This is a genomic window from Paenibacillus sp. JNUCC32, assembly GCF_014863545.1.
GTDB classification, from domain to species: domain Bacteria; phylum Bacillota; class Bacilli; order Paenibacillales; family Paenibacillaceae; genus Paenibacillus_AQ; species Paenibacillus_AQ lautus_A.
The window spans coordinates 610,923-630,499 of the sequence record NZ_CP062260.1 but is presented as its reverse complement, the minus strand read 5'-3'; the positions used below and the strand labels follow the sequence as shown (position 1 = coordinate 630,499).

The window sequence follows — 19,577 nt, the reverse complement described above, 5'->3', positions numbered from 1 at the left end:
CTGCCATGGAGACGGTCTTTTATCGTTATCGCCAAAACGGACTTATTGGGACAATCGCAATGCCAGATCGTACAGATCCCGGTCAAATTCCTTCTTGGTGTTAACGACCTTGTCAATGTCCGTAAGGACCAGTTCGCCTTTGATGATGCCGCATCCTTTGTCGGATTGGCCATCAATCAGGCTGCGAACCGCAAAATCGCCGAGACGGCTTGCCAAATTGCGGTCAAACGGAGTCGGAGCTCCGCCGCGCTGGATATGACCAAGCACGGTTACGCGGGCATCGATTGACGCATGGCACTCTTTCAGATCGTGGACAACGTCCTCGCCGCGTCCGACGCCTTCCGCTACGATAATGATGCTGTGGCGCTTGCCTTTGGCAAAATTCTCGCGAAGACGCGTCGCCACTTCATCAAGATTGTACTCCACTTCCGGCACCAGGATGGTCTCCGCCCCGGAAGCCAGGCCCGCGTGAAGGGCGATGTCGCCGCAGTGGCGTCCCATAACTTCTACAACCGACGAGCGGGCATGGGAAGACATCGTATCGCGCAATTTGTTTACAGCGTCTACAACGACGCTGACCGCTGTATCAAAACCGATCGTATAGTCGGTAAAGGAAATATCATTATCAATCGTGCCCGGAAGACCCATCGTTTTGATTCCGAGCTTGCTCAGCTTGTTCGCACCTTGGTACGAGCCGTCTCCGCCGATGACGACCAAACCGTCGATGCCGTGCTGATTCAGAATGTCGGCGCCTTTCTGCTGCCCTTCCGCCGTCTTGAACTCCTCACAACGGGCGGAACGAAGAATCGTGCCTCCGCGCTGGATGATATCCCCTACGCTGCGAAGGTCCATTTTGATAATGTCGTTTTCGAGAAGACCTTGGTAACCGCGTTGAATCCCGTATACCTCTAGTCCATAATACAAACCGCTCCGTACAACGGCGCGCAGCGCCGCGTTCATCCCTTGGGAATCGCCACCACTTGTAAGAACTGCAATTTTTTTAACCTCTGCCATGTCTCTTTTCCTCCTTCAATGTCACTCATGCTTATGCTTACGAATCCATCGGCTGTTGACGTAGAAAAAAATCCGGGTCATCGGGCTCTTCTTCATCAAACGTTTGGATACGGTGCGAACCAGTTGCTGCTCGCTGACTTTTGGATCGGATAAATATAACGCCAGTAACCCCTCAATGATCATACGATGAAAAGGGGTCGAGGGAATCGTTCTGACATCCTTCCGGGCCCACTCAACAATGGAAGCTATACGGTTCAGCATCGTATCGGCATCTTCGTAATAATTACAAAAGTTCAGATCGCCGCCCAGCCTGTCTTCGTCTTGATCAATAAGATAATCCAGCATAATGTGGAGACTGCATACATTCGGAAAATAAGACGCATGAATGGACGATGCATCCTCGTCATCCAGAAACGGATCGGTTGCAGCCAAGAACAGCATGAACACACCCAAGGTTGATCCCGTTGCAGCCGCAAACTCGTTCCACCGCAGATGCGGTGTCCGGTGTGCATGCCGGGACCACCATTCAAGCAATGCCGCTTCTCTCTTATCCGGATGGATGTGCTTGTATACCTGCAAATCGGCATAAAGCCCAGCCAAATCCCTTATGTAGGGCTTTGCCGCTTCATATCCTGATAATTGCCCGATGCAATCCCGGCATTTCTGCACAAGACGGAGAAGATAACCTCCGTCCTCCCTTTCGGACCGGAGCGCGTAATAATCAGCCGGCTCCAATTCAGGTGTAACGGCATCCAGCATCGACTGATGGAGCTGTCTGAAATCCGCTGGATCCAGCGAAGTACTGCGGTCACATAAATTATCGAGATAATCGCTAATTGTCTGGTAAGCTACAATCAATGGAATGAGAATGTGCTTTTCCGGCAGATTGGCTGCGGCATACACCGCACCGCCCTGGCAGTGAAATCTTTTGGTATCTATACTGGCCAGTGCCTGCTTTCGTAGCTCCTCATCCGGAATTTGCTCAGCCTCCCGGCGCCACTTCTCCAATTCGCTCCGCACTTCCGGGAGTATGAATTTGTACACCCGGCTCATCAGCCCGACCGGACTGCGCGGAACCTTACGGCTTAGCTCTTGATTATTCAATGAACTCTGCCTCCACATGGTTGTCTTTTTATACCTATCCAAATCAAACCTATTATAATATGATCGCCCATTTTGCACAAATAACACAGATCATTGACGGGGGTGGGCCGTTAACGCATTCTATTATCCATCTATCTCCAATCAGCGATATGTTATATACTAGTCGGAGTTGAACAACAGACCATGAACTTCGCGAATGCCGTTTCATCCACCGGTCCACGGGTTCATGAAAGAACGGAGATCCCCAGCATGAAACTTCCCGCTTCGTCCAGACCGGATCAGAATTGGCTCCGCGCCTTTATGTTTACGATATTCGGCACGACAGCCCTTGTCATTTCTTATTTTCCGCTTTATTACAAAGAGATCGGCTTCAGCAGCGCGCAGATCGGCTATCTGTATGCCATCGGCCCGATGATATCCATGTTCTCCAACATGATTTGGAGCTACACAAGCGACAAATACCGGACCATCAAGCGCATCATGAACATTCTGATAATCGGGCAGCTTGTCACGATGCTTATCCTATGGCAGGTTGCAAGCTTCGGCGTTGTATTGATTACGATCAGCTTGTTTTATTTCTTCTACTACCCGGTCTATCCGTTGGCGGATACGATGGCCATCCAGACGGCGCAGCGGTACGGTCGCAGCTTTACCGTCATCCGCGTATTCGGCTCGCTCGGCTACGCGTTCTTCGCCCTTGGCATTGGATATGCCATCGGTGCAGCGGGCGCTTCGGCTGCGCTGTCGATCGGCATCGGGATCGGCGTGTTTACGCTCATATGCTCCTTTCTTATCCGCGATGGCGTCGCGGCCAAATCAGAGCCTGTGGAACTGGCAGCCCTGCTCAAAATATTGCGTTCGAAAGAAATATTGTGGTTTTTCGGCTGCACCTTCTGTCTTGCCATCGCCCACCGCATGAATGAAGCCTTTCTGACGCTCACCTTATCGGGGCTTGGTGCGGGCGAGGGTCTTATCGGGTGGTCCTTGATGATCTCGGCTGCCAGCGAGATCCCGATTTTTTTCCTGCTGAGCAAGTATGGAGACAAGATGAAGGAGCTGCCGCTGCTCGGCTTTGCAAGCCTGATGTTTGCGCTCCGATTCCTGCTCATGGCGCTGGCGTCCGATCCGTTGTCGGTGCTCGCCGTCCAGTCGCTTCACAGCATTACCTTCGGCGTGTTCTATGTAACCGCGGTCCGTTATATTACCAGGATCATTCCGTGGCAGTACCGGGCGACCGGGATGGCGCTCTTCATTATTTTCTGGTCCAGCGTCTCAGGGCTTCTCAGTGGAGCTTTCGGCGGTTTGCTGTTCGAAGCCGCGGGGAGATCGTCCTTCTACCTGCTTGCAGCCCTCCTGTCCTTCGCTGCCTGCCTCGGCTTTATCTACCGGCACCTCTTCGCCAAGCCGGAGGAGATGCATACCTCTGGATTCGGCGCCTAGAATACAGCGCGAAACGCTCCTGAGTATAAGATCAATAAAGGCAAGTACGGACCGGGTATCGATCCGAACCTGCCTTTGATTGATCCTGACTAGACCTGCTTGACCCAAAAGAATACAAAAAAGCACAGTTCTCGGTAGAGAACTGTGCTTCATGCCTTGGTAATTCTATAAGATCTCCGTATCGGGAGTTAGCTTACAGTTTTGTTACGTTGGCTGCTTGAGGACCACGGTTACCTTCTGTGATGTCGAACTCAACCGCTTGACCTTCTTCCAAACTCTTGAAGCCTTCTTCTTGAATTGCGGAGAAGTGTACGAATACATCCTCGCCACCTTCAACGGAAATGAAGCCGTAACCTTTTTCTGCGTTAAACCATTTAACTGTACCTTTCAAATGAACAACCTCCTAAAAATACCGCCATCTATGGCGAATATCCATATTATATCCCATGTTTTCTGACAATGCAATCCGTCAATTCACCCTAAGGGGCTTTTTTCGGCACACTATTTTAATCAGAAGATGATTTGCTTTTAAGCCCGCGAGTGCGTTATCATTTACCCAAAAGCCTAAGTAGCAAACGGAGATGCATATGATCAAAAAACATGAAATATACAAAAAAGACAAGTGGAACATGATGACGGTCGAAGTTCAGGGCCGATACATCGTTCTTCGCGAAATTTCCGACCAGTGGGGTGAAGAGACCCATACCTTCATGAGTCGGCCAGCCTTGATGCACTGGGCTCAAAACCGCTTTCCCAAAGAAGATTTCGAAGGCCGGGAAGATGAGTGGAGAGAAATGATGGCTGCCTTTAAGCAGGTGTAATGGATGGATTATACGAATATCGTCATCTTCATTATTCTGGCCTTCAGTCTGGGTGCCATCATGATCATGTACCGGGATCGGATACCCCAAAGACTGAGAAGGGGGATGGCCCTGATTGCCGTCGCCTTTATCTTGTTTGCCTTTTACCTTATTGTATACAGTTTCTTGAATCTGGGTTCCTCGTAAATTTATAGGATGAAAGTGGCGGGTACGCGGCATACTATCGCTCGGATGCTTCAATTCGAGGAGGTATTATGCCATGAGAGGCGCCAAGGTGCTCTGCATTACGCTTGCCATCTGCCTGCTAGCTCTATCCGCTGCCCGCTCCGAAGTCTTGTCTGAAGGAACCCGGACTCCAACTAATCCATATCATTCAAGGAGGATTTCCATGGAACAATTGTTGAAACGCGCTGATGTCCCTAAAGAGCATCAATGGAAACTCGAGGATTTATTTGCTGATCAAAAGGCTTGGGATGCAAGCTTTGCGGAGCTGAAGAATCTGCTGAAACGGACCGCCGATTACCAAGGCAAGTTAAACAACGCAGCTTCCATCAAGGAATGCTTCGAGCTCGAAGACGAAATTTCATACCATGCCGAACGCTTATACGTATACGCTCATATGCACCATGACGAAGATACGGCAAACCCTACATATCAGGCACTAACCGCCAAAGCCAAAAAACTGAACGTCGAAGCCGGAGAAGCCCTCTCTTTCATCACGCCTGAAATTCTGTCCCTGTCCGAGGCGGAACTGGATAAACTGATCGAGGACCCTACCCTGAAGGAATTCAAATTCACGTTGACGGAGATGAAACGGGAGAAAGCGCACGTGCTGTCCAAGACGGAAGAAGCGCTGCTGGCTCAAGTCGGCAACCTCTCCTCTGCACCGCAGACCATTTTCGGCATGCTCAACAATGCGGACATGAAATTCCCGAAAATCAAAAACGAGGACGGCAAGGACGTCGAGCTTACGCACGGCAATTATATTCAATTCCTGGAGAGCCCGAACCGCGAGGTTCGCGAGCGTGCCTTCAAAGCCGTCTACGAAACCTACGGCAAGCAGAAAAACACGATTGCGGCTACGCTGAACGCCAACGTTAACAAAAATATGTTCTACTCCCGCGTCCGCAAGTACCCCTCCGTTCTGGAAATGGCTCTCTATGGGGATAACATTCCGAAGGAAGTCTACACGAACCTGATCGACACCATTCACGAGAGCCTGCCGCTCCTTCACCGTTACATGGAGCTCCGCAAGAAGCTGCTGGGCGTGGATGAGCTTCATATGTACGATTTGTTCGCTCCGCTCGTAGAAGAGTACAAATGGGATATCACATACGAGGAAGCGAAACAAATGACCAAGGAAGGCCTTACGCCGCTTGGTGACGATTATCTCAGCAGCCTGCAGGAAGGCTATGACAACGGCTGGATCGACGTGTACGAGAATGAGAACAAACGGACCGGCGCGTACAGCTGGGGCGCATACGGCACCCATCCATATGTTCTGCTGAACCACAAAGATAATCTGAACAGCATGTTTACCCTTGCCCACGAGATGGGTCATGCGCTTCACTCCTACTACTCCGACAACGCCTTGAAATACCGTGATGCGCAGTACACCATCTTCCTGGCCGAAGTGGCGTCCACCACGAACGAGGCGCTGCTGATGGATTACCTGCTGAAGAACGCCAAGGATCCGAAGCAGAAGATGTATCTGCTCACCTACTATGCCGATCAATTCCGGACGACGGTATTCCGTCAAACAATGTTTGCCGAGTTCGAGAAGATCGTGCATGAACGCGTGGAAAGCGGCGACTCCCTGACGCCACAGGATCTTTCCGACATCTACTACGAGCTGAACGTGAAATATCACGGCAAAGGCATGCAGGTGGATAAAGAGATCGGCATGGAATGGGCACGGATTCCTCATTTCTACAACAGCTTTTATGTGTACAAATACGCGACCGGCTTCTCGGCTGCGACCAGTTTCTCCAAGCAAATCCTGGAGGAAGGCCAGCCTGCCGTTGACCGTTATCTCGGCTTCCTGAAGAGCGGAGGCAGCGACTACTCCATCAACATCCTCAAGAAGGCCGGCGTGGATATGTCTTCTCCGGAGCCGATCCGTGAGGCGATGAGCGTGTTTGAAGACGTCATCAACCAGATGGAGCAGTTGACGAAATAAACAGCCCTGCTTTCGAGGGCTTAAGCGAATCTCAATTGACCGGTGGAATAAAATCCCTTGCCCTTTACGGGCGAGGGATTTTATACTGTTTGGAGGAAGGAGGTGTTCCCCATGAAAATTCAATGGTCGTTAATCGCAGCCTTATTGTTTGCCCTGATTACGGCTGTGTTCGCCGTCATCAATGTCAATCCGGTTGCCGTGAACCTGTTATTCGGCACCGTCAACGTACCGCTGATTCTGCTGATTATCGGTTGCTCGCTGATCGGGGGACTGATCGTCGGCACGTTCGGGATTTACCGTCAATATCAAATGCAGAAGGAAATCCGTTCGTTAGCGGAGCAGCTCATACATATCCGTGAAGTAACGGGATACACCCCTGAAATACAAGCTGCGGAAGAGGAAAACAAGAAAGATCAGAAGGACGCTCCCGTTGAATAGGAAGGCTGTCCCATCGAACCAAGGAGGCATAACAACCCGTGTCGATACAACCGAATGAAACTTACGTGCTGGACCTGCTAAAAGAACTGCTGGATACGCCGAGCCCTACCGGATATACCCACGACATCATGAAGCGGATCGAGCAGGAAGCCGCTTCGCTTGGAGTTTCCCTGGAATGGAATGAGAAAGGCGGAGCCATCCTGTCCGTTCCCGGACAAGACGGCAGCCGAACCGTCGGCCTGAGCGCCCATGTGGACACGCTCGGAGCTATGGTTCGTGCCGTGAAATCGGAAGGTACGCTCCGGCTTACCTCCGTCGGCGGATACATGATGAACAGCATCGAGAATGAATACTGCATCATCCATACGCGCAGCGGCAAGAAATATACGGGCACGATCCTGTCCACGCATCCTTCCGTTCACGTGTACAGCGATGCCCGTGATTTCAAGCGCCAGGAAGCCCATATGGAGGTCCGGATCGACGAATGGGTGGAGTCTGCCGAAGATGTGAAGAAACTCGGAATCGGCGTTGGTGATTTTGTGTCCTTTGATGCGCGTGCGGTCATTACGCCGAGCGGTTACATCAAATCGCGCCATCTGGATGACAAAGCCAGCGTCGCCGCCCTCTTCGGCTTGCTCGAAAGCATGAAACGGGATAACTGGAAGCCTGCCTACAATGTGAAGCTTCTTATCTCGAACTATGAAGAGGTCGGACATGGCGCCGCCTACATTCCTGCCGACATCCATGAACTGATTGCGGTCGATATGGGCTGCATCGGCGATGACCTGAGCTGCAAGGAAACCGATGTATCCATCTGCGCAAAGGATTCTTCCGGTCCCTACGACTACGGCATGACCAGCCGTCTGATCCAGCTGGCTGAAAGCGAAGGCATTGCTTATGCGGTGGACGTGTACCCGCATTACGGCTCCGATGCATCCGCGGCACTCTCCGCCGGCAGCAACATCAAGGCTGCGCTGATCGGTCCCGGCGTTCATGCATCCCATGCGATGGAAAGAACGCATAAACAGGCAATTCTTAACACCGTTAAGCTGCTGGCTGCCTACGTGAAATAAGTCATCTCCATACAGAAAAAGGGGCGTCCCGCCAAGGCCATAAGCCTGGGGACGCCCCTTTATTATTGGTGTTACGCTTGCATATTCAAGATTTCTTGCTCTGCTCAATCTTCTCCGCAAGCTCGTTCAGATAGGTCCAGCGCTCCATCAAATGCTCCAGCTCGCCTTCCGTCTCCTCTTGGGACTTCATCAGCTCCTGAAGCCTGGCCGCATCGCTGCCGGCGGTCTCCATCTCCGATTGAATCGAAGCGAGCTTGTTCTCGGCGGCTTCGATAAGACCGTCAATCTGCTCGTACTCCCGCTGTTCTTTATAACTGAATTTCAAGCGCTCCCGCGGCGCTTCCTGAGCGGAACCGCTGCCTGAGCCTCCCGAAGCAGGCTTGGCACTGGATGCTTCCGCCTTGCCCCCGGCGGCTTCGCCGCCATGGCGCTGCATCCATTCGGCATATTCGCTGTAAGAGCCGACATGGACACGGATCTGTCCATTGCCCTCAAACGCCATGATCTTTTCCACCGTTCGATCCAAGAAAAAGCGATCATGGGATACCACGATGCAGACGCCCGGGAATTCATCCAGGTACTGCTCCAGGACGGACAGCGTCTGAATGTCCAGATCATTGGTCGGTTCATCGAGAAGCAGCACGTTCGGCGCGCTCATCAGCACCCGCAGCAGGTACAGCCTGCGCTTTTCGCCCCCGGACAGCTTGGCGATCGGCGTCCACTGCAGCGCCGGCGGGAACAGGAAGCGTTCCAGCATCTGGGCCGCGGTAATGGCCGAGCCGTCCGCCGTGCGGACAACCTCCGCTTCATCCTTGATATACTCAATCACTCGCTGACTGCCGTCCATCTCCTGATGCTCCTGGGTGAAATAACCGAGCTTGACCGTGGGGCCAAGCACGACTTCCCCGGCATCCGGCTGAAGCCGCCCGGCAATCAGATTGAGCAGCGTGGATTTGCCGCTGCCGTTCGGGCCAACGATGCCGATCCGATCCTCGGGAACGGCAATGTAGGAAAGATCCTGAATGAGAACTTTGTCGTCGCTCTTCTTCCGCAGACCTTCAATCTCCAGAATTTTTCGTCCCAGCCGGGTAGAAGCGACCGAGACGTCCAGTTCGCCGGAGCTGTGTACCATCTCCTGATCCTTGAGCTTCTCGAATCGTTCGATCCTCGCCTTCTGCTTGGTCGTACGCGCCTTGGCTCCTCGGCGAATCCAGGCCAGTTCGTTCCGCAGCAAATTCTGGCGCTTCTGCTCGGAAGCAGCCTCACGCTCCTCGCGCTCCGCCTTCAGTTCCAGAAAGCGGCTGTAATTCGCCTCATATCGGAACAGCCGCCCGTGGTCCAGCTCCAGCATGACATTGGCCACCCGGTCCAGAAAATACCGATCATGCGTAATCATGAGCAGCGCACCCCGGCGCTTCTGCAGATACTGTTCCAGCCAGGCCACGGATTCATTGTCGATATGGTTCGTCGGCTCATCCAAGATAAGCAAATCGGAAGGCTGAATCAAGGCCGCAGCCAATGCGACCCGCTTACGCTGGCCGCCTGAGAGCGTCCCCATCTTCGCGTCATAATTCCGGATGCCCAGCTTGGACAGGATGGTTTTCGCATCGCTTTCCAGCTGCCACGCCTGCAGCGTATCCAGCGTCTGATTGAGCTTCAGCAGCTTCTGCTGCAGGTCTTCGCGATTCGGATGCAGCTCCAGCAGTTCCATCGTTTCGGTGTACTCCCGGACCGCCTTCATCTCTGGAAGATCGCCCTCAAATACCTGCTGCAGGACGGTATTGTCCGGATCAAACTCGGGGTTCTGGGCCAGATAACGCACCCGGATGCGATTGCCCATCGATATTTTACCGGCATCCGGCGGCTCAATCCCCGCGATAACGCGCATAAACGTGGATTTCCCCGTGCCGTTTACGCCGATGATCCCGATTTTATCCTGGTCCTCCATCCCGAAGGAAGCATCCTGAAACAGAATTTTGTCTCCATAGCTTTTCGTTACCTGTTCCACGGTCAATATATTCATAGTTATGATCCCTACTTACATTTATAGATTTCGTTGATCGTTCCTTCATCGGTAAGACGGATACATTATAACGCAATCCACGCCGCAATCCCATAAGCTGCCGCGCCGCCAAGCAATGAGCTGACCAGATTGACCGCATCGTTGGACATCCAGGCATGTCCGCGCATGCGCACCGTATCCTGGCCGCAATGTCGAGACACTTCCACCGATTTGCCGCACGCCGGGCAGCGATACATTACCTGCATGGTCGCACCGAGGTACGAATCGGCAAAAGCTCCGACCATGCCGCCCGCAAGGGCAGCCAGGACATACGGCAACAGATCCGCATTCATGCCGCTCCACTCGGCCAGCAGCCATCCGCCTGCCCCAATCAGCATACTCCCTGCCGCCGCCGCCGCGGAGCCGACCCAGGACACGCCGCCGGATTCCCCGGCTGTCAGCACCCTTCCGTTCAGCACGGAACGCGGGGGCTTCCGGCTAAGGCTGCCTACCTCCGTGGCCCAGGTATCCGCCGTCACCGTAGCCATGACGCCTATAAACAGGTACACCCACAGATGGGACGGAATCCATACGTTCAACAGACACAGCACCATGCCGATGCCGCCATTGGCGAAGACCTGACCGGCATCCCGCCGGCCGGTCTTGGCATAGGATTTCTCCAGGTCCGCCTTCCGCTGCTTCCCATGCCGCGAGAGCAGCGTGGACGTTATGAAAAAAAGAAGCAGGGTTCCGAACCAAAACGCGTTCCCTGCTCCGTAATATATGGTACCCATCAGAATAGCGGCTAAGGCTCCGGATTCCGATAACGATCGTTTCCTGTAAGCGGCTCCTGCCACGATGACGGCACCCGCTGCCCCGATCAGCCAATCCATCCGCGATCCCTCCCATAATAAAGCTTGTCAGATTACCCGATTTCGCAGCGGCCCAGACGGACGTCTCCCCAGAACAGTTCGAACACGTCGCCGGATTCCGTGGGTCCCACGCCGGCCGGCGTGCCTGTGAAGATCAAATCCCCTTGGCCAAGACCGTAATGCTCGCCGATGTAATCGATGATGCGCTGAAGAGAGAAGATCATATCCTTCACATTCCCCCGCTGGACCTGGGCGCCGTTCTTCCAGACGGTAAAATCCTTATCCTCAAGCTTGGCGGTTCCCGGGAAAGCAATGGATGGCGTAAGCGGTGCGGAAGATTTAAACGCCTTTGCCGCCGTCCACGGGTGTCCTTTCTCCTTAATGACCGTCTGTACGTCACGCAGCGTGAAATCGATGCCAAGGGCCATCGTTTTTACAAGCTCGTCCACGGTCTTGCCTGGCGCGTAATCCTCTGCAAGCTGAATAACAAGCTCGCCTTCAAAATGAAGGCTGCCCCTGTCCATCGGCAGCTTCAGCACGCTGCCGTCCAGCGGAACGACGGCATGCGAGGGTTTAAGAAAAATCATCGGCTCTTCCGGTACGGCATTGCCGAGCTCCGCCGCATGCAGTTGGTAATTACGTCCTACACAATAAACGTTATTCACTAGGGCACACATCAATTAAAACCTCCATTTTCTTCGCCAGAACGGAACTTTTGGTGCAATTTTATGAATAAAGATTTGGCCCCATGTATCGGGCCGGTTCGTACAGATCATGATGGCGGGATTCATTCGGGCGAGCGACCTCATGCTCTTCGCATCATCCACCGTCCAAGCCATGGGCGTAATGCCGTTCTTCACCAGATCCGACGCAAAAGCCGCATCCAGGTGGGAATAGCCGATGGATAAAAAGGAACATTTCATTTGCTTCAAGCGTGCCAGCAAATTGCGAGGATGCGCATCGATGATAAGTCCGGTTTTCACGTCGGGCTCCAATTCCTTTGCCTTCATCAAAGCTTTCGGTTCAAACGAAGTAAGCACCACGTCCGGCAGCATCCGGTGGGCTTGAATCCGCTCCAGGACAGCGGCTTCCAGGCCGGGATACATGTCCCCGCTCGTTTTGAGTTCGATGTTAAGTTTCAATCGGCCTTTGACCAGCTGCAGGACCTCATCCAGCGATGGAACCTGCTCTCCCCTGAACTGGCGTCCCTTCCATTCTCCGGCGTCCATCCTCCGGATTTGCTGCCAGGTCAGATCCTTCACCTTGCCCTTCCCGGTCGTCGTACGATCCACGCTGAAGTCATGGATCACGACAGGGACCCCGTCCTGAGTCAGCTGCACATCAATCTCCATCCAATGCACGAAGGGCTCATCCATCGCCATCTGAATGGCTGCGCGCGTATTTTCAGGCGCTTTACCGGAAAACCCCCGGTGAGCCACGCATAAATTGTTCATGGTGGGACCTCCTTGATGTAACGTTTAACGAATTAGTCTGCGGCCTTGCCTGCTATAACTTCACCATCACGCGCTATTTTGACGCCGCCGACGGATCGATCCTGGACCTCTTTCAGCAGGGCTTCAGCTTCTTTGCCTTCAAACGGAATGACCTGTCCGATCTCCGTACGGTAAGGCGTCAGCTTCAGGTCGCAGTCTCCTTGCTTGCTGCATGAAGCCCGGAACACGGCTGTTTTCCACGTATCCGCATTCGACGATTTGGTAAAGATGAAATTGCCGGTGCTGTACGCAATCCACTTGCCCTTGTACTGCTCCAATCCCTGCAGCACATGCGGGTGGCCGCCGATAATCAGATCGGCGCCGCCGTCAATGAATGCGCGTGACAGATTGATCTGATGGACATTCGGCGTCTTATGAAGCTCCTCCCCCCAATGGGCGATGACAACCACCAGATCGGCCTTGTTCCTTGCCTCCTGGATCGCTTCAACCGCCTTGGGCAGCACATGGTCATAAGCCCCGGCGACCCCCGGCCTGTTCTCCAGCGCATACCAGGTCGTCTCCGGCAGGACGCGGCTGAACCCAAGCAAGGCAACCGTCATGCCCTGAAGCTCGAAATATTCGGCCGCAAAGGCTTCTTCCTCATTCCGTCCTGCTCCCACATAACGGATATCATGGTCCTTCAGGTGCTTCAAGGTATCCAATAGCCCCTCCTGCCCCTGATCCAGAATGTGATTGTTAGCCAGATTAACGGCTTCCACCCCGGCATCCCGGAGGGCGGGCAATACGTCCGGAGAGGACTTGAATACGAATTTCTTGTTGGCGGCGCCAACGCCTCCGGTCGTAACCGGGGTTTCCAGATTAAGCACGGTTAGGTCGTCCTCCAGAAATGCGGTACCCAGGTGCTTGTAGGGATAATCGTATCCATGCTTCTTCAGCTCAGCCTCCACCTTGCCCGAGAACAACGTGTCCCCTGCAAAATGCATGACCACCCGCGCTGCCATCTCGTCATCGGCAGGTTCATCCGCTGCGCTGCCATCAGGCCCCGTTATAGCGGAATCGGGAGGTTCGCCGGGCTCCGTCGTCGTCGAAGGATCCGAATCCGTTCCCGCGCCTACATCCTGCTGCCCGGAGCCGGTGCTTCCCGCCTGCTCCCCTTCCATGCCAAAGTCCGGCATACCAGGGGGATAAGCCGTTTGCGGAACCGGATCTTCCTTGAATTTAAAATGATAAACAAGCAAAGCAGCGATCATAAAAATCAGGCATAGGTTCAGAATGAGCCAAACCTGTCCGGTTCGCTGCTTACGGGCCTTCTTCTCGGCCTTGCTTTTCTCTGATCGTGACAGATGCTGCATAGGTCACTCCTTTATTCACTCATGAGCTCGCGCAATAAGTCGCTTCCCCCATTATACCAGCTTCCCCATAAAGAATAGAACCCCCCGTCGCCGGGGAGTTCCATATCAAAGCATTCTGTTGAGAAATTCGAAATTCGGGTAATACGGCTTACAGTCCAATCAAGGTGATCACGGAGTCGCTCAGCGCCTCCATATAGAGCGGGTCGCTGTTCAAGGAGTCGATGCGCTCAAGCCGCATATCCATCTCCTTGGCAATGCTTTTAGCTTCGATATCCAAATCGTACAGCACCTCAAGATGGTCCGATACGAAACCGACCGGCGCGACCAGCACGTCCTCCACCTGTTCTTCTTTGTTCAGCGCCTGCAGCGTATCCAGAATGTCCGGGCCCAGCCAAGGCTCCGCCGTCCGGCCGGCGCTTTGCCACGTAAACTGCCACTGCTTCACGCCTGCCTTCTCGGCTACGGCCTTGGATGTCTCAAGCAGCTGATCCTGATAAGGATCTCCGACGGACAAAATGCGTTCCGGAAGGCTGTGGGCACTGAACAGCACCCTCACGCTGTCCCGAACAGCCCCCGCTTGCTCGAACTGGTTCAGCTTCGCCGACACCCGGTCTGCAAAAGCCTCGATCAGTTTCGGATGCATGTGATAGCTCTCCACGAACGAAATCTGAAGTCCCAGCTCATCGGCCTTCGCCTGGGCACGCTTCACGTAGGATCCGATGCTCATGGTGGAGTAGTGGGGAGCCAGCACGATGCCGACGGCTTCCTTGATGCCGTCCCGGACCATTTGCTCCACGCCGTCTTCGATATACGGAGCCGCGTGCTTCAAGCCTTGATAACACACGAACTCAAGATCGATGGCCCGGGGATCCGCATTTAATGTATCCTGCAGCGTGCGGACCTGCCGGTCCGTGTTCTCGCGGAGCGGAAACACGCCTCCCACAATCGCCTCATAGCGGTCCGTCAGCTCCTTGAGCTGCTCTTCCGACGGCTTATTTCCGCGGCGGATATGCGTATAATAACTTTCGATTCCTTCCATGCTCTCCGGCGTGCCGTAGGACATGACCAATACGCCAATCTTATTCTTCATACCATCTCACCTCTGGCTAATAAAATATTCAACGTTTAAGAGCGTTGTGCTCCTGCCTGCAATGCTTGAGCGGAGTATTCGTGAATATACGAGGTCAGCTCACGCAGCTTCTCCAGAGAAGCCTCCGGGAATAAACCGTGTCCTAGATTAAACACAAAGCCCGGCTCCTGAATCCCCTGATCGATAATTTCTTTGGCATACTGCTGAATGACCGGCATCGGCCCGGTCAGAACCGTCGGATCCAAATTGCCCTGAACGGCATATTTATGCTCCAAACGGCGGCGTCCTTCCGTAATGGACACTCGCCAGTCGAGACCGATGACATCCGTGCTGAGATCCGTAAGCGTAGGCAGCAGCTCTCCTGAGCTTACCCCCGGGAAATAGATCTTCGGAACGCTTAGGTCCTGAAGCTCGGCAAAGATACGCTGAATGGTTGGAAGGACAAACGTTTGGAAATCCTTTGGAGACAAAGCTCCAACCCAGCTGTCGAACAATTGAAACGCTTTCCCGCCGTTTGCCACGTGGGCGCGCAAATAAGCGATCACCATGTCGCCGAGCTTGTCCATCAGCGAAAACCATACCTTCGGCTCGCTGTACATAAGCTCTTTCGTGCGAAGATAATTTTTGGAAGGTCTGCCTTCGATGAGATAACTGGCAATCGTGAACGGAGCACCGGCAAACGTAATGAGCGGAACGTCGAGCTCCTTGTCCAGAATGCGGATCGTCTCCAATACATGGCCAAGATCACCTTCCACGTCGATCGGGCGAAGCTTCTCTACATCCGCTGCGGATCGGATCGGATTGTCGATTACGGGACCGATATTTTTCACAATATCGAAGTCTACCCCGATCGAGGCAACGGGATTCATGATATCGGAATATAAAATAGCCGCGTCCACGCCGAGCTTCCGTACCGGCATCAGGGTCACTTCTGCCGCCAGCTCGGGTTGACTGCATATTTCCAGCAGGGAGTACTTTTCTTTAATCTTTCGATACTCCGGGTCGTAGCGTCCCGCTTGTCGCATGTACCATACAGGAACGTGGTCCACTTCCTGCTTGCGGCAAGCGCGGATGAATTGATCGTTATAGGTCATGATTAGGCCCCCATCAATGTGTATAAAGTTTCCTAAAGAACATTATGCCCTTTTTAAAAGTAAGTAACAACCGTCTTACATGGACATCCTATGAAAATCGCATGACAATCTTATGACATTGTTAGCATTTGGCACTTTTTAAATATGTTATACTGGAAGAACGGCTTTTTTAGGGTAATTCCACATACGTCCGGTTCGCGCCGGACCCGACAGCTTAGAAAGGAAGTGAAAGGCACATTGACCAATTGGAAAATCAATCTCATTGTGCTTTGGTTCGGGCAGTTCTTGGTCAACTCCGGGATGACCATGATCACCCCGTTCCTGACATTGTATTTGGCGCAGGACCTGAATGTCGTAGGAGACCGGGAGATAGGCGTATGGGCCGGATTGATCTTTGCGGCCAACTTCCTGACCTCGTTTATTTTTCAGCCGATCTGGGGAAAAGTCGCCGATAAGTACGGACGCAAAATCATGCTGCTGCGCTCCGGCTTCGGCATGGCGCTTGTCATCGCATGCATGGGCTTTGCCACCCATCCGTGGCATCTGCTGGCTCTTCGGCTGCTGAACGGTACCATATCGGGATTTAACCCTGCGGCGATATCGCTCGTATCGGGCACGACGCCCAAGAATCGGATGGGGTTTGCGATGGGCATCATGCAATCCGGACAAGTCGCCGGCACCATACTCGGTCCGTTGATCGGCGGACTCATGGCCAGCTGGGTCGGCTTCCGGCCGATTTTCTATATTACAGGCGGGTTAATCTTTACGGCCTCGCTGCTCGCCTTGTTCCTCGTCAAGGAAAACTTCAACCGCGAGCGGGCGGCCAAGGCGCCGCAGCCATCGGTTATCGCCGGGCTCAAGGAGCTGAGCCACATTCCGCAGCTGCCGGCGTTATTCGCCGTCACGTTCCTGCTTCAATTCGCGATGATCAGCCCTATGGCGCTGCTCCCGCTGTATGTTCAGAAGCTTCATGGATCCGCGGTGGATATCGCGATATGGGCCGGATTCGTCGTGGCGGTCACGGGGCTGTCGAACATGATCGCCTCCCCGATACTCGGCAAGTTCAGCGACAAGGTCGGCGCGCACCGCATACTGACGTACGCCTTGATCGGTACGGGACTTACGTTGATCCCGCAAGCCTTCGTGCAATCCGTGTGGCAGCTGATCATCGTGCGGTTCATGATGGGCGTGTTCATGGGCGGGCTGCTGCCAAGCGTCAACGCGCTGATTCGCTCCTACACGCCGGACGGCATGGAAAGCCGCTCCTTCGGCTTCAACACAAGCTCGCTTGCGCTTGGCAACATGCTGGGCGCGGTAATCGGCGGATTCTTATCCGGATTCATCGGAATCGAAGGATTGTTCATTACATCCGGCTGCCTGCTGATCATCAATATGTTATGGGTGAGACGGAAACTGTTCTCGCATAAGCCTTCGCCCAAATACCGTTGAGCCTGCCAGCAGGCGAGCAGCAACCTGTCTCAATCCAAAAAGGGCTGTCCCGTGGTCTAACCGACCCGAGGACAGCCCCTTTGTGTTATCTGTTTCATTCCTTCACGCGCGCAAGGATCAGCCCGTCATAGGCGGGCAGCAGCGTGCTGATCAGCCTCTCGTCCGTCGCGATGATTTCATTAAAGCGGCGGACGGCCTGAACCGAAGGACCGTTCTTCTCCGAGTTCAGCGTCCGGCCCCGCAAAAAGCAATTGTCTCCGGCAATGAGGGCACCGGGATTGGCAAGCTCCATGGCATATTCCAAGTACAGAGGATAGTTCTCCTTATCCGCATCAATAAAGAAAAAATCGAATGTCCGCCCTTCCTGCTTCAACGCCTCCAGGCTATCCGCCGCCGGACCGATGCGGTACTCCACCTGATCCTTGAATCCGGCCTTCTCCAGATGACGTCCTGCGAGTGCCGCGTATTCTTCCTTCAGCTCTAAGGACGTGAGCTTGCCGTCGGCTGCAAGTCCGCGACACAGACAGATGCCGCTATAGCCGCCAAGGGCGCCGATTTCGAGAATATTCCTTGCGCCGGCAGCCTGTACCAGCATGGTCAGCAGCCGGCCGTATGCCGGTGCCACCGAAACCTCCGGCATCCCATGCTCGCGGATGGCTTCTATTACAAGCCGAAGCTCTTCATCTTCAGGGTATAATTGGTTAACATAATCATCAGGGGTCGTAAGCAATGAAGCTGCCTCCTTTTTCTCATAACATGCCTTGACTCCGTTAAACCTAACGAGAACTATCATATGATAATTGTCTTAGTCAATGCAATCGCCTATACTATATAGATTGAACCGGCGGCGACTCTCGCCGTACACATGTTAAATGGAGTTGACATCGTTAATGCCTCGATTACAATTGATCGCGACGGCCCCGATGGGGCTGGAAGCCGTCGTTGCCCGCGAGTTGAAAGAGCTCGGGTATGCCGACATGGAAGTAGAGAATGGAAGAGTTACCTTTTCGGGTGACCTGATCGATATTTGCCGCTGCAATCTATGGCTCCGGACGTCGGACCGAATCCTCGTCAAGATGGGGGAATTTACGGCCCTGACCTTCGACGAGCTCTTTGAAGGAACAAAAGCGCTGCCGTGGGAGGAATGGATTCCGGCAGATGGCGAATTCCCCGTGGAAGGACGTTCCCATAAATCGCAGCTTAGCAGCGTTCCCGCCTGTCAGGGCATCGTGAAAAAAGCTATCGTGGAGAAGCTGAAGCTCTCGCACCGCACGGAATGGTTCCCCGAGGACGGTCCCCGTTATGTAGTCGAGGTATCTCTCTTGAAGGATCGAGCCATCCTGACGCTGGATACGACAGGGCCAGCCCTGCATAAACGAGGTTACCGCAAGCTGGTGACGGAAGCTCCGCTGAAAGAAACGATGGCTTCCGCCCTGCTGCAGTTAAGCCGCTGGGGCCCGCATCGCCCGCTGTATGACCCGTGCTGCGGTTCGGGCACGATCCTGATTGAAGCCGCCATGATGGCCTGGAACATTGCGCCTGGCCTGCGCCGGTCGTTCCCGTCCGAGCACTGGGATATCATCGGAGACAGCCTGTGGGAGGATGCGCGCGAGGAGGCGTTTGATGCGGTGAAAGACGATATACCGCTCCATATCGCAGGAAGCGATATCGACCCGAAAGCCATCGAAGTAGCCAAAGCCGCTGCCAAAAGCGCGGGGCTTGCCGGCGAAATCGACTTCAGGGTCCTTCCAGCGGCCAAAGCCATCCCTGATGGCGAATTCGGCTGTATTATCACTAATCCGCCTTACGGCGAACGGTTAAGCGAGAAAGAGGAAGTTGAACGTTTGATCCGCCAATTCGGCTCCGTCATGCATTCGCTTCCGACCTGGTCCTTCTTCGCGATCAGCCCGACCAAGCAATTCGAGCATTACTTCGGCCGCAAGGCGGACAAGCGCCGCAAGCTGTTCAACGGCCGGATCGAGTGCCAGTATTATCAATATCTGGGGCCCTTGCCACCGCGTAACAAATCGGCGGAATAACGTCATGACGCCGCTTGAACCGCCGCCTTCGGGCGGCTTTTTTGTCTGCATCGCCGTTTGAATTCATGCCGGGCCAAGCTATAATTAGAAAAGCGTCTATCGACGTTCTTGCATAGAAATCAGACAACGTTTCGAGAATGTTATAGTTTTAGATAA

19 protein-coding genes are annotated in these 19,577 nt (G+C 53.8%); 8 read left to right on the top strand and 11 right to left on the bottom strand.

Features of this window, described 5'->3' with window-relative positions:
* Positions 1–42: 42 nt before the first annotated feature.
* Together pfkA and JNUCC32_RS02830 are read right to left on the bottom strand one after the other, a co-directional pair.
* Positions 43–1,014, bottom strand: coding sequence for a 6-phosphofructokinase (pfkA, locus tag JNUCC32_RS02835; protein WP_009594803.1), 972 nt, complete (start codon positions 1,012–1,014; stop codon positions 43–45).
* A 21-nt stretch (positions 1,015–1,035) separates the two neighbouring features.
* Positions 1,036–2,118: a tetraprenyl-beta-curcumene synthase family protein gene (locus JNUCC32_RS02830; RefSeq protein WP_228468865.1), complete on the bottom strand. Its 1,083-nt coding sequence runs from the start codon at positions 2,116–2,118 to the stop codon at positions 1,036–1,038.
* A 249-nt stretch (positions 2,119–2,367) separates the two neighbouring features.
* On the opposite strand from JNUCC32_RS02830, the gene JNUCC32_RS02825 reads away from it, so the two are divergent.
* Positions 2,368–3,558 (top strand): MFS transporter, encoded by a 1,191-nt coding sequence (locus JNUCC32_RS02825; protein ID WP_192571029.1) that lies wholly within the window; start codon positions 2,368–2,370, stop codon positions 3,556–3,558.
* A 193-nt stretch (positions 3,559–3,751) separates the two neighbouring features.
* Here JNUCC32_RS02825 and JNUCC32_RS02820 read toward each other — a convergent pair whose 3' ends face one another.
* Positions 3,752–3,949 carry a cold shock domain-containing protein gene (locus tag JNUCC32_RS02820; protein WP_006211711.1) on the bottom strand — a complete coding sequence of 66 codons (198 nt, stop codon included), beginning with the start codon at positions 3,947–3,949 and terminating at the stop codon, positions 3,752–3,754.
* A 196-nt stretch (positions 3,950–4,145) separates the two neighbouring features.
* Here JNUCC32_RS02820 and JNUCC32_RS02815 point away from each other — a divergent pair, with 196 nt between their 5' ends.
* From JNUCC32_RS02815 to JNUCC32_RS02795, 5 genes are all read left to right on the top strand, one after another.
* The gene (locus JNUCC32_RS02815) at positions 4,146–4,379 is read left to right on the top strand and encodes a hypothetical protein (protein ID WP_009594800.1); all 234 of its coding nucleotides are present in this window, start codon (positions 4,146–4,148) and stop codon (positions 4,377–4,379) included.
* Between the two features lie 3 nt (positions 4,380–4,382).
* Positions 4,383–4,565, top strand: coding sequence for a hypothetical protein (locus tag JNUCC32_RS02810; protein ID WP_015736702.1), 183 nt, complete (start codon positions 4,383–4,385; stop codon positions 4,563–4,565).
* Positions 4,566–4,767: 202 nt separating this feature from the next.
* The gene (pepF, locus tag JNUCC32_RS02805; RefSeq protein ID WP_192571028.1) at positions 4,768–6,558 is read left to right on the top strand and encodes an oligoendopeptidase F; all 1,791 of its coding nucleotides are present in this window, start codon (positions 4,768–4,770) and stop codon (positions 6,556–6,558) included.
* Positions 6,559–6,669: 111 nt separating this feature from the next.
* A complete protein-coding gene (locus JNUCC32_RS02800; RefSeq protein WP_009594827.1) occupies positions 6,670–6,996 on the top strand; it encodes a LapA family protein in 327 nt (108 codons plus the stop codon).
* Between the two features lie 38 nt (positions 6,997–7,034).
* Positions 7,035–8,069 (top strand): M42 family metallopeptidase, encoded by a 1,035-nt coding sequence (locus tag JNUCC32_RS02795; protein ID WP_096776061.1) that lies wholly within the window; start codon positions 7,035–7,037, stop codon positions 8,067–8,069.
* 85 nt (positions 8,070–8,154) lie between these two features.
* Here JNUCC32_RS02795 and taeA read toward each other — a convergent pair whose 3' ends face one another.
* The 7 genes from taeA to hemE all read right to left on the bottom strand — a co-directional run bounded on the left by taeA (position 8,155) and on the right by hemE (position 15,933).
* Positions 8,155–10,092 carry an ABC-F type ribosomal protection protein TaeA gene (gene taeA, locus JNUCC32_RS02790; protein ID WP_192571027.1) on the bottom strand — a complete coding sequence of 646 codons (1,938 nt, stop codon included), beginning with the start codon at positions 10,090–10,092 and terminating at the stop codon, positions 8,155–8,157.
* 65 nt (positions 10,093–10,157) lie between these two features.
* Positions 10,158–10,964, bottom strand: a complete 807-nt coding sequence (locus JNUCC32_RS02785; protein WP_192571026.1) for a DUF92 domain-containing protein — start codon at positions 10,962–10,964, stop codon at positions 10,158–10,160.
* 32 nt (positions 10,965–10,996) lie between these two features.
* Positions 10,997–11,620, bottom strand: coding sequence for a fumarylacetoacetate hydrolase family protein (locus JNUCC32_RS02780; RefSeq protein WP_015736707.1), 624 nt, complete (start codon positions 11,618–11,620; stop codon positions 10,997–10,999).
* Between the two features lie 3 nt (positions 11,621–11,623).
* Positions 11,624–12,397: a glycerophosphodiester phosphodiesterase gene (locus JNUCC32_RS02775; protein WP_009593791.1), complete on the bottom strand. Its 774-nt coding sequence runs from the start codon at positions 12,395–12,397 to the stop codon at positions 11,624–11,626.
* Positions 12,398–12,429: 32 nt separating this feature from the next.
* A complete protein-coding gene (locus JNUCC32_RS02770; protein WP_192571025.1) occupies positions 12,430–13,749 on the bottom strand; it encodes a CapA family protein in 1,320 nt (439 codons plus the stop codon).
* 148 nt (positions 13,750–13,897) lie between these two features.
* Positions 13,898–14,839: a ferrochelatase gene (gene hemH, locus JNUCC32_RS02765; RefSeq protein ID WP_096776066.1), complete on the bottom strand. Its 942-nt coding sequence runs from the start codon at positions 14,837–14,839 to the stop codon at positions 13,898–13,900.
* Positions 14,840–14,874: 35 nt separating this feature from the next.
* Complete coding sequence (gene hemE, locus JNUCC32_RS02760) at positions 14,875–15,933, bottom strand: uroporphyrinogen decarboxylase (RefSeq protein WP_015736711.1); 1,059 nt, start codon at positions 15,931–15,933, stop codon at positions 14,875–14,877.
* Between the two features lie 237 nt (positions 15,934–16,170).
* Between hemE and JNUCC32_RS02755 the strand changes: the two genes are divergently transcribed.
* Complete coding sequence (locus tag JNUCC32_RS02755; protein ID WP_192571024.1) at positions 16,171–17,382, top strand: MFS transporter; 1,212 nt, start codon at positions 16,171–16,173, stop codon at positions 17,380–17,382.
* A 94-nt stretch (positions 17,383–17,476) separates the two neighbouring features.
* On the opposite strand, the gene JNUCC32_RS02750 is transcribed toward JNUCC32_RS02755, so the two are convergent.
* Complete coding sequence (locus tag JNUCC32_RS02750) at positions 17,477–18,112, bottom strand: O-methyltransferase (RefSeq protein ID WP_192571023.1); 636 nt, start codon at positions 18,110–18,112, stop codon at positions 17,477–17,479.
* 160 nt (positions 18,113–18,272) lie between these two features.
* Between JNUCC32_RS02750 and JNUCC32_RS02745 the strand changes: the two genes are divergently transcribed.
* The gene (locus tag JNUCC32_RS02745; protein WP_192571022.1) at positions 18,273–19,421 is read left to right on the top strand and encodes a THUMP domain-containing class I SAM-dependent RNA methyltransferase; all 1,149 of its coding nucleotides are present in this window, start codon (positions 18,273–18,275) and stop codon (positions 19,419–19,421) included.
* The last annotated feature ends 156 nt before the right edge of the window (positions 19,422–19,577 follow it).